Annotated in this window: 11 protein-coding genes and 1 pseudogene; 2 read left to right on the top strand and 10 right to left on the bottom strand. The window is 57.9% G+C overall.

The annotated features are described in order from the left end of the window. Positions 1-291: 291 nt before the first annotated feature. Complete coding sequence (locus tag IEV82_RS21560; RefSeq protein WP_229747962.1) at positions 292-1,137, top strand: alpha/beta fold hydrolase; 846 nt, start codon at positions 292-294, stop codon at positions 1,135-1,137. Positions 1,138-1,171: 34 nt separating this feature from the next. Further along, complete coding sequence (locus IEV82_RS21555; RefSeq protein WP_188484160.1) at positions 1,172-2,698, top strand: PAS domain-containing protein; 1,527 nt, start codon at positions 1,172-1,174, stop codon at positions 2,696-2,698. Positions 2,699-2,722: 24 nt separating this feature from the next. Here IEV82_RS21555 and IEV82_RS21550 read toward each other — a convergent pair whose 3' ends face one another. The 10 genes and pseudogenes from IEV82_RS21550 to IEV82_RS21510 all read right to left on the bottom strand — a co-directional run bounded on the left by IEV82_RS21550 (position 2,723) and on the right by IEV82_RS21510 (position 13,918). Then, positions 2,723-5,719 (bottom strand): PAS domain S-box protein, encoded by a 2,997-nt coding sequence (locus IEV82_RS21550; RefSeq protein ID WP_229747961.1) that lies wholly within the window; start codon positions 5,717-5,719, stop codon positions 2,723-2,725. Between the two features lie 75 nt (positions 5,720-5,794). After that, positions 5,795-6,055 (bottom strand): annotated as a pseudogene (locus IEV82_RS24095) (PAS domain S-box protein); the annotation flags it as partial. Between the two features lie 444 nt (positions 6,056-6,499). Beyond that, complete coding sequence (locus IEV82_RS24090) at positions 6,500-6,682, bottom strand: acylphosphatase (protein ID WP_373285254.1); 183 nt, start codon at positions 6,680-6,682, stop codon at positions 6,500-6,502. 582 nt (positions 6,683-7,264) lie between these two features. Further along, positions 7,265-7,891, bottom strand: a complete 627-nt coding sequence (locus IEV82_RS21540; RefSeq protein ID WP_188484158.1) for an SOUL family heme-binding protein — start codon at positions 7,889-7,891, stop codon at positions 7,265-7,267. 55 nt (positions 7,892-7,946) lie between these two features. Then, complete coding sequence (locus IEV82_RS21535) at positions 7,947-8,339, bottom strand: DUF2177 family protein (RefSeq protein WP_188484157.1); 393 nt, start codon at positions 8,337-8,339, stop codon at positions 7,947-7,949. A gap of 326 nt (positions 8,340-8,665) precedes the next feature. Beyond that, positions 8,666-9,682, bottom strand: coding sequence for an endonuclease/exonuclease/phosphatase family protein (locus tag IEV82_RS21530; protein WP_188484156.1), 1,017 nt, complete (start codon positions 9,680-9,682; stop codon positions 8,666-8,668). Beyond that, on the bottom strand, positions 9,679-10,725 hold the full coding sequence (ugpC, locus tag IEV82_RS21525; RefSeq protein ID WP_188484155.1) for a sn-glycerol-3-phosphate ABC transporter ATP-binding protein UgpC: 1,047 nt from the start codon (positions 10,723-10,725) through the stop codon (positions 9,679-9,681). Before ugpC ends, IEV82_RS21530 begins: the two co-directional genes overlap by 4 nt. Before the next feature lie 11 nt (positions 10,726-10,736). After that, a complete protein-coding gene (locus IEV82_RS21520) occupies positions 10,737-11,624 on the bottom strand; it encodes an ABC transporter permease subunit (protein ID WP_373285256.1) in 888 nt (295 codons plus the stop codon). 34 nt (positions 11,625-11,658) lie between these two features. Next, on the bottom strand, positions 11,659-12,540 hold the full coding sequence (locus IEV82_RS21515; protein ID WP_188484153.1) for an ABC transporter permease subunit: 882 nt from the start codon (positions 12,538-12,540) through the stop codon (positions 11,659-11,661). A gap of 76 nt (positions 12,541-12,616) precedes the next feature. Then, positions 12,617-13,918, bottom strand: a complete 1,302-nt coding sequence (locus tag IEV82_RS21510) for an extracellular solute-binding protein (RefSeq protein WP_188484152.1) — start codon at positions 13,916-13,918, stop codon at positions 12,617-12,619. Positions 13,919-14,270 lie beyond the last annotated feature (352 nt).

The raw sequence follows: 14,270 nt of genomic DNA, 5'->3' as shown, positions 1-14,270 counted from the left end.
CATCGCCACCAGTCGGCCTGCTGGGCCCGTTCCACCACCTCTGCAACGACCCGCAGGCCCAGTTGCGACGCGAGATCAATGGTCGCGCTCAGGATCACGGCATCCCTGTGCCAATGCGCAGCGATGGGGCCGAGACGAGGATGAGTTTTCGGATTTCCAGCGATTTGATTGCGTGATGGGTGTAAACCGCCCATCCGTAGGCTTGGCATTGTCCAACACGTTGTGTGCGATTACGTTCAGGCAAGCGCAAGATTCTGATGGACCAGCCGTAAGAGCTGGAACGGGTCAAATTTGAAACGCGGTCGCGCCGAGCCACAAGACACGCAAATGCCGGAGGACTCCATGTCAGTCATCACCAGAAACAACGTGCAGATACTGGGGGATTCCGGATCGCCCATTGTCTTTGCGCATGGCTTCGGCTGTGACCAGAACATGTGGCGGTTTGTGACGCCGAACTTTACGGACGATTTCAGAGTGGTGCTGTTCGATCTTGTCGGAGCAGGAAGGTCAGATCTGAGCGCATGGTCGCCGGACCGATACAGCAGCCTCGAGGGGCACGCCGATGATGTCTTGGAAATCCTCCGGGAACTCGATCTGGGCAAAGCGATCTTTGTCGGACACTCGGTCAGTGCGATGATTGGTGTGCTGGCGGCGCGCGCTGCGCCTGAATTGTTCAGTCACCTCGTTCTCGTCGGCCCTTCGCCGAAATATATTAACGATGGCAATTATTTCGGCGGCTTCACTGCGCCCGAAATCGAAGAGCTGCTTGAATTTCTGGACAGCAATCACATGGGGTGGTCCGCGGCCATGGCGCCGACGATCATGGCCAACCCGGATCGACCGGAGTTGGGCGAGGAGCTGACCAACAGCTTTTGCAGGACCGATCCGGAAATTGCCCGGCACTTTGCCCGCACCACCTTTACATCAGACAACCGATCCGACCTCGCTCACGTTGCAATCCCGACGCTGATCCTGCAATGCCGGGAAGACATCATCGCGCCGCAAGCGGTGGGTAAATACGTTCACGACGCCATTCCAGACAGCCAACTTGTCACGCTCGATGCGACTGGCCACTGCCCGAACCTAAGCGCACCCGAGGCCACGTCGACCGCCATTCGTGATTTCATCTTTGCCTGATATGGACACCAATTGCCCCAGCGATACAGACGCCTTGCAGATCGATCTCGATGAACTCCGGGATCTCTACGAGCATGCACCCTGCGGTTACCTGTCTCTTGATCCTGGCGGCTGCATCGTTCGAGTGAATGCAACATTCCGGGCATGGACAGGATATGACACCGGCGAGTTGCCGGGGCGGCGATTTCAGGACCTGCTGAATGTGGCGGGCAAGATTTACTACGAAACGCATTTCGCGCCGCTCCTTCGTCTTCAGGGATCATTCAACGAAGTGGCGCTTGATCTGGTCGCAAAAAACGGTGACCGCATTCCGATTTTGGTCAATGCGGCAGAACGGCGCGACGAGGACGGTAAGGCTATCTCGATCTGGATCACCGTCTTTAACGCGACAGACCGGCGCCGCTATGAAAGTGAGCTGCTGGCTGCGCGCAGCGCCCTGTCTGCGGCCAACCAAGAGCTTCAAGATCTGAACGAAGAGTTGAGCGCGACCAACCAGAGCCTTGATCGCACCAACAACGAGTTGCACGCGTTTTACGACACACTTCCCGTGGGTATTTTCCGCGCTGATCCTTTTTCCGGTGAAATAGTGCAGGCCAGTCGCCGGTTTTTTGCACTTTTGGGCGTCGACTCTGCGGAAGACTGGCTCTCGGCCCTGACCAGCGAGGATCGCACCGCCATCGGGCCACAGTTTCAGGAGGCGATCCGCGCAGGCAAAACTTTCTCAGGCCGTTTACGTATCGACGTGCAGGATGCGCCGCAGCGACACGTCCAAATGAAGGCAATTCCGATCACCAATTCTGGCGGCCTCATAACTTCTGTCGTGGGTGTCGTGGAAGATGTCACGGAAGAATTCCGCGCCGAAGCCCAGAAGCGGCAGATCGACCGTGACGCCATCGTCCGTCAGTTGACTGGTGGATTCGCGCACAATCTGAACGGCATCCTGACCGTTATTCTGGGCAACCTTGAATTACTGGAAGAAGAGCTTGCTGATCGACCGCATCTTCAACCAACCCTCGAAAGCAGTTTTGTCGTGACGCAACGGGCTGCAAAACTCGTCAATCACCTGCTGTTGTATTCGGGCTATACCCTTGCACAGTTCGCCAACCTCGAGGTCGACCCGCATTTGCAGGACATCGCGCGGAATCAGGCCAACCGCCTTGCCGCAAAGTATCGATTGACGGTCGATCTCCAAGCCGCTGGCGCCGTTGTCGAGCTGGGGTCAGACATGCTGAAAGAGGCGATTGAAGAATTGATCACAAATGCGGTCGCAGCGATGCCTGACGGCGGTGACATTCATCTCTCGACGCGGCTGACCATGAGGGACGAGACTCAGGCCCGAGAGATCGTCATCGCTGTTAGCGATCAGGGATTCGGCATGGACAACGCCACGCTGAAAAAGGCCCGAGAGCCATTCTTCACGAAGCGTGAGGTCGGCATGGGCATTGGGCTGGGGCTCAGCTTTGTTGATGGTCTTGCACGCGTGGCCTCAGGAGAATTGAGGCTGCGCAGCGCAAGCGGCAAAGGAACGACCGTGGAGTTGCATTTACCTGCTCCTGATTAAGGATTTTCGGTAAAGACACTTCGGTCAGGACTCTAAAACCTCCCGAACCTTCGCGGCGAGTTCGGACCGGCGGTAGGGTTTGCCCAGAAAGTTGACATCGGAATCCAGCCGTCCGTGGTGCACAATCGCATTTTCCGAATAGCCCGAGGTGAAAACAACCTTGAGGTCCGGATGGATCACACGGGCGGCGTCGGCAATCTGACGTCCGTTCATGCCGCCGGGCAGGATCACATCTGTCAAGAGCAAGTCGATATCCGATCTCGCACGCAGGATGTCCAGCGCCGGGGGGCCGGCCGACGCCGTGATCACCCGGTACCCCAGCCCGGTCAGTTGCGCCATCAACTGCTGCAAGATCAGGACGTCGTCCTCGATTACCAGAATGGTCTCCTGACCACGTTGCAAGGGCCGGTCCTGCGATGTGGTACCTTGCTCTTCTCGGTCCCCGACATACCGGGGGAAATACAGTTTGACGGTCGTGCCTTCGTTCACTTCGGAATAGATCCGGATATGACCGCCGGTTTGCTTGACGAAACCGTGCACCATGCTCAAGCCAAGCCCCGTTCCCTGGCCAACAGCTTTCGTGGTGAAGAACGGCTGGAAGACCTGTGCGATCTGGTCCTTGGGAATGCCGTGCCCGGTGTCACTGACCGCAATGACGATGTAGTGCCCGGCAGGCACATCAGGTTCGCTCGAGACATAGTCGCTGTCGAGGACCACATTCGCCGTCTCGATGGTCAATGACCCGCCACCCTGCATCGCATCGCGCGCATTGATCGCAAGGTTCAGAATGGCGGCTTCGGCCTGAGCAAGATCGATCTCTGTCAGCCATATATCATTGGCGAGGTCGATCTCGATGTCGATATTCTCACCCAAGGTCCGGCGCAGAATGTCCTCGAAGTCGGTAATCACGGCGTTGACGTCAAACACCTGGGGTTGAAGCATCTGTTTGCGCGAGAACGCCAGCAGCCGATTGGTCAGTTCAGTGGCGCGATCCGTCGCAACAGCGCTCGCGTCGGCAAACCGCCGCAGTGGACTGTCTTCCTCAAGGCTGTCCCGAAGCATTTCCGTATTGCCCATGATGATTGTCAGCAGGTTGTTGAAGTCATGGGCAATGCCGCCTGTCAGTTGACCCACGGCCTCCAGTTTTTGCGACTGACGCAGACGCTCCTCCATGTCCAGCCGATCCGAGATATCCGCCATGCTTCCAATGACCCTGACGATACGTCCTTCATTATCGCGGATCGGGAAGGCATGTTCTTCCACATGCGCCCAACTGTCGTCGGCCCGTCGAAACCGATACTGGTCGTGAAGTACACCAATTTCACCCAGAGTGAGCTTCTCGAAAAGTGCCTCGACACGCATCTGGTCGTCGGGGTGCACGTTTGCGCGCCAGACGGTCGGCAGCTTGGCGTCGGGATCGGGATGATGGCCGAATTGCTGCACCATTCCGTCGCTCCACCACCAGCGCCCTTCGGCGATGTCCCAGTCCCAAACGGTGTTTTCGGTTGCGTCGGCGATCAGGCGAAACCGTGCCTCTGAGACGCGCAATGCGTCCTCGCCGCGCTTGCGATCGGTTATATCGCGCTGCACCGCGACGAAATGCGTGACCTGTCCTTCACCATTTGCAAGCGGAACCATGTCGAGCTCCAGCCAGTATTCCCGACCGGACTTCGTGTAGTTGATCAATTCGACGCTCACTGGAAAGTGGGTCTCAATCGCCTGCCAGATCCGGTGAAGTTCGGAGCGTTGGGTTTTGGGGCCTTGCAGGATTCTGGGTGTCCGTCCGATCACCTCGTCGCGCGTGAACCCGGTCATGCGTTCGAAGGCATCGTTGACGTAAATGATGGTGTCGTCGCCAGAAGCAGCGCGATGTATGGCATCCGTGATGATGACGACATCGTTGATCTGCTGAACGGCCGCCTCGAGCAACCGCAACTGTTCGGTCTGGCGACATTCTTCGGTGATGTCGGAAAAATAGACAGCCAATCCATCTGGTATCGGATGGGCAGTGACGCGGAACGTTCGCTTGAGCGGAGGATAATGCTCAATAAACCTGACTGTCTGCCCGGTCTCGAACGCCCGCGAATACTGAGCTTCAAAGACGCTTCCAGAAAGTTCATCGCTAATCCGGCGTCCAATCAATTCCTCACGAGTGCGCTCCAGAAGCTCCTCAGCCTTGGTGTTGAGGTAGGAAAAGCGCCAATCCCTATCGAGCATAAAAAAGGCATCGCCTATATTTTCCAACGTCTCGGCCAGACGCCCGCTAAGCTCATCAGCTGTCCGTTGGGCGGTCATCAATTCAGTGATGTCCTGCATCGCGCCCTGCACGGCAACGATCTGGCCCGCGTCATCCTTTACCGGCACCCCAAAGGAGCGGACCTGGATGCGATTTCCCTTTGCCGTGATCAGGTCGCGGACGTTATCAAACGCAATGCCGTGTTCGACGCAATCGTCGAAAACCTTCCGCGCCGAGTCGCGCTCTTCTGGTGCAAAATAATCGATCCCAGCATCATATGAAGGGGAAAAGCCAGCCGGCAGTTCGTGAATGGCCGCTGTGCCATCCGTCCAAGTTACCTTTTGGTTCGCGAGATCAACGCGCCACCCCCCCAGCTTGACCGCCCGGCCGGCCATCGCCAGCAATCTTTCCGCGTCCTCAGCACGCTTGCGGACGGTCACCAGTTCAGACATGTCCTGAATGGAGCCCTCAACCATCGTGGTCTTGCCGGTTTCATCAAGAACCGCCTCACCCGTCGAGCGCACCCATAACTTGCGGCCTTTCGCCGTGATTACCTGGAGTATTTCATCAAAGGAACGGCCATGAGCAATACAATCTTTGAATGCATTCTTGATCCGCTCCCGATCCTCAGGCGCGAAATAGGAAAGCGCATCGTCGATATGTGGTGAAAACCCATCAGGTTCATCATGGATACGGGCGGTCTCGGTGGACCATTCTGCTTTTCTGTTGGCCACGTCAAAGCTCCAGGCTCCGAACTTTGCCGAATGACCCGCGATCTCGAGCATCCGTTTCGCCTGCGCAAGGGCCCTTTCAGCATTCACCCGTTCCGTCACATCCCGTGCCGCGACCAGCTTCGCGCTGCGCCCATCGTGGTCGATAATGTGGCTGGTGATGTCGACATGGATGATCTCGCCGGACTTCAGCCGGTGCCGCCACATCCCGGCTTCGTTGCGGCCTTCGGTGGCAGCCGCGAGGTGGGCCACAAGGGCGGACTTGTCTTCATCCGGATGGATATCGGCGATGGTCATTGAAAGAAATTCGTCGCGGGAATACCCGTATTTTGCGACGGCGGCCTTGTTGACATCCAGAAATCGCAGCGTTTCCAGATCATAGATCAACATCGGATCGGGGTGTGACAGAAAGAGGCTGTCAGTCGCGGTGTTCAATTCTTCACCCTTTCGTGAAGCGGCACCTCCGGAGGCAGTTCAGCCAAAACGGGGTCCCGGAAAATTCATGGGAAACTGGCATTCAAGCAGGACTTGACAGCTGGCCGACTTCGATTTGTGACTTTCGGGTTCGGCGAAAAACTTATGTTGCCTGCCCTTCTTACACTGCGCGAGGAAACTTGCAATCTGCGCGGTGAAGCAGCCTAAGATCCTGCTTCGAAACCGCGTTGAACACAAGTCCCACTGGTATCGAAGCCGGCGGTGCGCCGACACGCTCGATGGCTGACAATTTCCGCGAATGCGTCCGTCTCTCAGCCCCGGGTACGAAAACCCCGCTCGACAGGCGTCTGGGTCTCGGAGGCGTTCAAACATCATTTACATCCGCCGAAAACGGGCCTTCTATAGAGCTTCGATCAAAACCTCGACAGCCTCGCTTGCCCCAGAGACAAGGGCCTCGACCGATCCGTCCGGCAGATTGCGAACCCATCCCGAGATCCCCAGTTCTTGTGCCCGATCACGCCTCCATGCTCTGTACGATACACCCGGCACGTGGCCTTTTATAATCACATGTTTTACCGTCATAGATCTACCCAGTCTGCCCTCGTTCGTCTTTCCGCCGTCCCAAACATCTGACGGTGGCATTGGTTTCCGCACTTGTTAACCCTCAAATTTGCGCTGAGACTGCCGGCGACCAGGAACGAGGGTCATGGCTCTGCTGCACCGCGGCACGCCGCCCGCTTCCAAAGTCCGGGCCGGGCCGATCGCACCATCCTCCTCGAAGAGAGGCGACGGTGATTAATGGTTTGCTAACCCCGCCCTTCCAATTCAGCTTTGCTCTCGCTTCCCAGGGTTAGCCGGTCTTACCGGTCCTCTGGTAACCAATCGAACCTCTGCGGCCCACTCTATCAAAGCACGCCCGCAGCGGCCTCCTCTGGCGGGAACGCAAAGCGCCAGCACTATGCCGTCCGACTATGCCGCCCTGCCCCGCCGATAATGCTAATATTGCGCATCTCGCACCGTGGAGCCCCAATAAAATAAGGGTCTTAATGCGCCACAATAGGCTGAAAACGGTCTCGAAAACTGTTACTCGGAGGTTCGAACCCCTGCCCAAGTTGTAGCATCATGCCGAGCATCAACGTCAGATGGCGGAGACGGAACCGGCGGTCAGTCACGTTCGACGGGGATGAGAACCTCGTTGCGGCGATAGGGCGGCAGGGTCCAGGGCGGATTGTAACCGGCGATTTCGGCCGGCCCCGTCGCCCTCAGGCCTTTGCGCGCCAGCCAGTCGTGCAGCCGGGCTTCCTCGATTGAGACTCGCCGGGTCAGGAAACCGGAATAGCGTACCACCGCGACTCGGCGCGGCGGGATCGTCGTCAGCGAGACGCGCGCATCGGTCGGTACCGGCGCGGTCTGCGGTGTCAGCCCCTCGGGCAGGACAAAGATCATATTGCGCGCGCCTTCCCGGTCTTGCAGGACCGGTGCGGTCATCGCGATCTTGGCGCCATCGGCGCTTTCGGTGTTCAGGACTGGCGCTGTCATAGCGATGTCGCGCGCGCCGCCATTGGCGCCAGAAATGTAGTCAAAAAGACGCCCAAACGCAGTGCTGGACCCATCCGTCATCGGGGTCTTGGCCACGACCAGTTCGCCGTAGTCGCGCAGCTCGAACGGCGGCTCGGAGAGGACCACGTCGTATTCGGATTCCGGCGCGGCGGCACCTCCGAAAACGGAACAGGCGGCGATACCCAGAAGCCCGGCAATTGCCCCGATCGTCCGTGTCGCGTGTGACAGCATCCCTGCCTCTCTATGATCGCCGCGGCCGCGCCGCCGCCATTTGTGTCGCCGCGGGTCAGCCCTGAACGCGCATCATGATCATCACACCGGCCCAGGCGCAAAAGCCCGTCAGCACCGCGCCCCAGACCGTGTCGGTGGCGACCATCGCCCAGGACCAGTTCTTCATGATCGACATCGACGTGAACTCATACGTACCGTAGGCCATCGCGCCGATCACGGCCCCGTGCAGCGCCGCCCGCTCCGGGGCCGCATCGCGCAGGGCCGGGGTCGAGACGAGGAACACGAGCCCGGCAATGTAAGCGAGGTAAAAAAGCCCCGCCGGGGCCAGCATCAGGCTGTCGCGCATCATGTCCCCGATGTGGCGGGTGAACAGAGGTTTCATCACGAGCGTCAACATGACCGCATCGATGACGAGGAAGAGAACGGCGGTGATGGCGTAAAGGATCATTTGCCCCCCAGGTCTGTCGTTGCTTTGAAAGGTAGCGCCAGGCGTTCCATCGGCCATGATCATGAAGTATCCAACGGCAACGCGTCTTTACCTGACTCAGGACATCCCCGGCTGACCAAGTGATGTTGGCCCAGATGATACGCACTCCCAAGCTTCTGCAATTTCCAGTACACCAGCGGCATCGGGCAGTAAGTGTGAATTCGCCGCACGGCTCATGAACGGCAGCAACGAGCAAGAAGGCGCCGTTTGCAGAGCTGCTGCGGCATTCCGGTTTCCCGTGCAAACGACCTCAAGCCGTCGATCAACCCAGACTTGCGCTGTGGCTTTCAAATCTGAGACGAGTTGAAAGTGACGCGGCAATACACACAATCATGATCTGACAGGGGCTTGCCGTCATCCGACAGCGAACTCAGGATGCCAGTCTCCGTGCAAGTCAAATTCCGCCCTGCCAGCCAGTCCAGTTTGAGTTGTCGGGTCGGATGCGGGGTGATCAGGCTTGCACGGGTCGTCGTACCGTCCGCAGTAAAACCCCAATCATAACCGCGCGAACGACCAAGATCGAAGAGCGTTTCGGCGCGCCAGTCATAATCTGGCGGGGCATCATTGCCCGTGTTCAGATCACCGCCGATCAGCACGGGCATATCAGGTGCGAAAACGCCGACCGCGTCCAACAGGATTTCGAACTGCCCGTGTCGGTGCGTCACGTCAGCGTTGCTTTCCAGATGGGTGGACACCACGCAGATCGGGCCTGCGACGGTCGGCAGTATCGCGGCCAGCGCGATGCGCCCGCCGACCCGTGGCTGGTTCGGGTCCACCTTGTCGGCGGGGCCTGCGAACCAGTGTCCATGATCGAACAGTCGCACCATCATCACCGCGTCAAAGGGAACCGATGACAGGATTGCATTGCCATGCCAGCCAAGCGCGTTGAAATCATCGGTACAGAACGCCCGCTCGGTGGCGCCGCCCAGATCAAGCTCCAGAAACTCGACACCAAAGGCATAGGCCATGCCAAGTGCGGCTGCGATCTCGGCTGTGGTATGGCGCTGGCCTGTGCGGGCCATGCCGTGATCGACCTCGGACAACAGCACAACATCGGGGGCCAGCGGCGCAAGGTGACGAGCGGTTTGCTGCGGGAACAAGCAGCGTTCGACATTCCATGCAGCGACGCTGATGGTTGCGGGCAACTGGGCGGCCCGTGCCTGCCCGCCCAGTTGCACCGCCTGCATAGCTGGCAGATCAGCCAATAAGGCGCGGTGGGCATCTGCCGTGCGGGGGGCTGCGTTGATTGCGGCCTTTTGCGCGTCTGTCACCGGCGGCAGGGTTGCAACGGTGCGGTTAATCATAGCGCGCGCCCCGTTTCAGCGTCGAACAGACGCAGCGCCGGTTCGGGCAGGGTGATCGGCATTTCGCCGGTGCTCGCGTGCTGATCCTTGGGGATGTGGACGGTAAAGGCTTGGTCCGCCAGCCTGCCGTGCAACAGGCGGTGCGCGCCCAGTTCTTCGATTATATCGACATGGAACGGCACAGCCCCGGCCCCACCCAGTTCAACGTCTTCGGGGCGAATGCCCACTGTTATCTTGCGTGTGGAAGTGTCGGTAGAAGTGCCCAACGCAAAACCTTCGCCCAGTGTCACGGTGCCATCGGCGCAATGACCATCCAGCAAGTTCATTGGTGGTGCGCCCATGAACGAGGCGACAAAGGTCGATGCGGGCGCGTGATAGATATCTGCCGGTGTGCCGATCTGTTCGATCCGGCCCGCGTTCAGCACGATGATCCGGTCAGCCATGGTCATGGCTTCGACCTGATCGTGGGTGACGTAGACCGATGTGACACCAAGACGGCGTTGGAGGGCCTTGATTTCGATCCGCATCTGATGGCGCAGCTTTGCATCGAGGTTTGACAGCGGTTCATCGAACAAAAACAGAGCCGGGTCGCGTACCACGGCGCGGCCCATGGCGACACGCTGGCGCTGACCACCGGACAACTGGCTTGGCTTGCGGTCCAGTAGTTCGGTCAGGTTCAGCATCTGCGCCGCATCGCGCACCTTACTGTCTATGACATCTTGCGCGATCTTGCGGTTTTTCAGACCGTAACCGATGTTCCGGCGCACGGTCATATGCGGGTAAAGTGCATAGTTCTGGAACACCATTGCAATGTCCCGATCGGCAGGATCAACCGTGTTGACCATCCTGTCGCCAATATGCAGCGTGCCTTCACTTATGTCCTCGAGCCCCGCGATCATGCGCAGCAGCGTGGACTTGCCGCAGCCCGAGGGTCCGACAAGGACGACGAATTCACCATCGTGAATTTCGAACGAAGTCGGGGTCAACGCTTCGAAGCCGTTGGGGTAGAGTTTGCGAAGACGGTCGAGTTTGACTTGAGCCATGTTTTTTTTCCTTACTTGTCGGACTCTGTCAGGCCCTTGACGAACCAGCTCTGGAAGAAAATGACGACGAATACGGGCGGCACGATGGCGATGATCGCCAGCAGGTTTGCGCGGCCATATTCGGGGATGCGGTTACCTTCCATCACCTGCGTGATCTGTTTGATCCCACGCACGAGGGTGAACATATCCTCGTCGGTCGTGATCATTGTCGGCCAGAGATACTGGTTCCAGCCGTAGACGAACATGATGATGAACATCGCCGCGACCATGGTTTTTGACAGTGGCACGAGGATGTCGATGAAGAATTTTACTGGTCCGGCCCCGTCGATGCGGGCGGCTTCGACCAGTTCCTCTGGCACGCTGCGAAAGAACTGGCGGAAAAAGAAGGTCGCCGTGGCCGAGGCGATCAGCGGAATGATCAGCCCTTGGAAGCTGTTGAGCATCCCCAGCTTCTGCACCACTTCGTAAGAAGGTAGGATGCGTACCTCGAGCGGCAGCAAAAGCGTTGTGAAGATGATCCAAAAGGCCAGTGTCGCAAAACGCAGGCGGAAATAGACGATTGCATAGGCTGCCATCATACCGATGACGATCTTGCCAACAGCAAAGCCGATGCCAAGGATGAAGGAGTTGATCAGCATCCGTACGCCGGTGTTTTCGCCCGAAAAGCCCGAGGCTTCGAACATCGCCTTCTCAAAATTTTCATCTAACTGGTCGCCAATGGTCAGGGTTGGCCCCGTCTTGATCACTTCGACATCGGGGACTGTGGTCATTTGCAGAACCATCAGCAAAGGGAGCAACATGAACAGTGCGCCTGCGATCAGTACAGCATGATCGAGAATGTCTCCGCTCCGCAAGCGGCGGCGATGCCGGGTGGCGGGAGTTGCGGCGGTAGCCGCCATTGCAGCAGGGTTCGCTTCGGTCATAGGATTGCCCTTATGTGTAGTGAATGCGGCGTTCCACGAGGCGGAACTGCACGACGGTCAGAATCAATACGAGCACCATCAGGATCACCGATTGTGCCGAGGACCCACCGAGGTCATTGCCGCGGAACCCGTCCACATAAACCTTGTAGACCAGCGTCATGGGGTTGTTGCCAGGTTCGCCTTTGACCAGCGTGTCAATCACGCCGAAGGTATCGAACAGGGCGTAGGTGATGTTGATGATCAGCAGGAAAAACCCTGTCGGTGCCAAGAGTGGAAAAGTCACATCCCAGAACCGGCCAGAGGCAGAGCGGTTATCTATCAGAGCCGCTTCACGGATTGATTTGGGTATGGACTGAAGGCCGGACAGGAAGAAGATGAAATTGACAGGAACCTGTTTCCATATCGACACCAGCACCATGGCGAATGCGGTGTCGTTGTAGTTGACGCCAAGTGTCATGTCGTGACCGAAATACTCGAAAACGCGCGTCAGCGGGCCCCAGCTTTGGTTGAACATGATCACGCCGATGAAGCCTGCGACAGGCGGGGCGACCGCATAAACCCACATGATCAGAGTGCGATAGGTGCGTGCCCCGCGAATGACCTTGTCGGCCTTGACCGCCAGTAGCAGCGCGAGTGCCAGCGAAAAGAAGGTGACGAGGCAGGTGAATAAAACAGTGAACCACGCGATGCGGCGGTATTCACTGTTACCTGCAAGATCAGTGTAGTTTTCCCAACCCACAAAGGTCGACCCAAAGCCGAACGGGTCTTGCAGAAAGAACGAGGAGTGAAGCGCATGAGCGGCGGGCCAGTAGAAAAAGATCGCAATGATGACCAGCTGCGGCGCAAGAAGCAACATCGGCAGCCAGCGGTTCACGAAACCTGCGCGTTTCATCGTGTCGTACTCCTGAATATCAGATGCAAAAGCGGCCACGCGATTGCGCGGCCGCCCTTGGTTTGAAGGTCGGGCGTCAGCCTTGGGTTCGTGCGAACCGGGACAACAGGTCGTTTGCTTCTTTTTCGATGTTCGCAAAGGCATCTTCGACAGAGGTTTCGCCAGTCAAGATACGGCCGTATTCACGGTTCATCACGTCGCGGATCTGAACGTAAAAGCCCATGCGATAGCCTGCGGTGTTTTCGCCGGCAGGCAGAGACAACTGCTGGATTCCCACTTCCGCGGCGGGGGCTTCTTCATAGTAGCCGTCAGCTTTTGCCAGCTCATAGGCGGCTGTTGTGATCGGCACATAGCCGGTTTCACGGTGCCACAAATACTGGGTTTCAGGCTTCGTTAGGAAATCGAAGAAGGCTGCGGTTGCAGCGTTTTCTTCATCTGATTTGCCGGACATTGCAAACAGGGCAGCACCACCGATAAAGGTCTGAGTAGGCTCGGTTGTCACTGTTTCCCAGTAGGGAAGATTGGTGGCGGAAAACTCGAAACCCAGGTCCTTGGCAGCCAGGCCGCCGAAAGATCCCGAAGAGCCAAGCCAGATCGCGACCTTGCCTTCTTCGAATGGGGTCTGGTTGTCACCCCAGCCGGTACCGAACCACTCGAAATAGCCCTTCTCCTGCCAGTCGGTCAGGGCGGTGAAATGCGCCTTCAGGGCGTCGTTGTTCACGAGAATCTGGGTGTCCAGACCGTCATAGCCGTTGTTGTTGGTGGCAAACGGCAGGTTGTGACGAGACATGAAGTTCTCGGTGAAGATCCACGGCAGATGCGACTGTGCCAGCGCGGTGTAGCCTGCTTCCTTCAGCGCCGGAGCGGTAACGGACTGAAACTCTTCCCATGTTTCTGGTGGTGTCACACCAGCTGCTTCCAGAGCATCGGCATTGTAATACATGATCGGCGAGGACGAATTGAATGGCATACCGATCATCTTGCCGTCGCTGTCGGCGAAGAAGTAGCGTACGCCGGAAATGTAATCTTCAATGTTGAAGTCGACGCCGTTGGATTCCAGCAGGTCCTGAACCGGAACTGTCGCGCCCTTTGCACCGATCACTGTGGCGGCACCGGCATCGAACACTTGCAGAATGTTGGGTTGCTCGCCTGCGCGGAACGCGGCGATCCCTGCGGTCAGGGCTTCTTCGTAAGTGCCCTTGAACACTGGAACAACGCGGTAGTCATTCTGGCTGGCGTTGAAATTTTCGGCGATCTGGTTGGTTGATTCGCCGAGTTCCCCGCCCATGGCGTGCCAGAATGTGATCTCTGTCTGGGCAGTTGTCTGGCTCGCCGCAAGGGCGAAACCGAAAGCCGCTACTGCTTTCAAAATTTGCATCTCTTATCTCCGATTATGATTTGCTGATACCTACCAGCTCACGGCTCGACCCGGCGAGAGAAGCTCCCGTCTCAAGCACTGTCGTCCGGCTACAGGTGTTTTGTATCGCATATGTGACGACTTGAAACGAAGGTGGTTGCAATCTCGCTGAATGGCAGGTTGGCAGTGAGACCCGACCCACATGGCCATGTGCGTCGGCTACTGTGCGACTTTGCCAACTTGGTTGGGTAGCGTCCGTCAAGCTGGTGTAAATTCGGGTATGGCCAATCGAGGGCATCGGTCAGGCGGCCTGTGTTGATATGCTGAGAAGCGGGTCGATCTGTGCGGTGTCGATGAGCCCGAACGCCTCGAC

It is taken from the genome of Marivita lacus (genome assembly GCF_014637725.1).
GTDB classification, from domain to species: Bacteria; Pseudomonadota; Alphaproteobacteria; order Rhodobacterales; family Rhodobacteraceae; genus Marivita; species Marivita lacus.
This window is presented reverse-complemented; position numbering and strand designations above follow the sequence as displayed.

Coding starts and splice junctions, on each gene's coding strand:
- IEV82_RS21550 (WP_229747961.1), bottom strand. CDS start 5,719: ATGCTCGAGATCGCGGGTCATTCGGCAAAGTTCGGAGCCTGGAGCTTT.
- IEV82_RS24090 (WP_373285254.1), bottom strand. CDS start 6,682: ATGACGGTAAAACATGTGATTATAAAAGGCCACGTGCCGGGTGTATCG.
- IEV82_RS21540 (WP_188484158.1), bottom strand. CDS start 7,891: ATGCTGTCACACGCGACACGGACGATCGGGGCAATTGCCGGGCTTCTG.
- IEV82_RS21535 (WP_188484157.1), bottom strand. CDS start 8,339: ATGATCCTTTACGCCATCACCGCCGTTCTCTTCCTCGTCATCGATGCG.
- IEV82_RS21530 (WP_188484156.1), bottom strand. CDS start 9,682: ATGATTAACCGCACCGTTGCAACCCTGCCGCCGGTGACAGACGCGCAA.
- ugpC (WP_188484155.1), bottom strand. CDS start 10,725: ATGGCTCAAGTCAAACTCGACCGTCTTCGCAAACTCTACCCCAACGGC.
- IEV82_RS21520 (WP_373285256.1), bottom strand. CDS start 11,624: ATGGCGGCTACCGCCGCAACTCCCGCCACCCGGCATCGCCGCCGCTTG.
- IEV82_RS21515 (WP_188484153.1), bottom strand. CDS start 12,540: ATGAAACGCGCAGGTTTCGTGAACCGCTGGCTGCCGATGTTGCTTCTT.
- IEV82_RS21510 (WP_188484152.1), bottom strand. CDS start 13,918: ATGCAAATTTTGAAAGCAGTAGCGGCTTTCGGTTTCGCCCTTGCGGCG.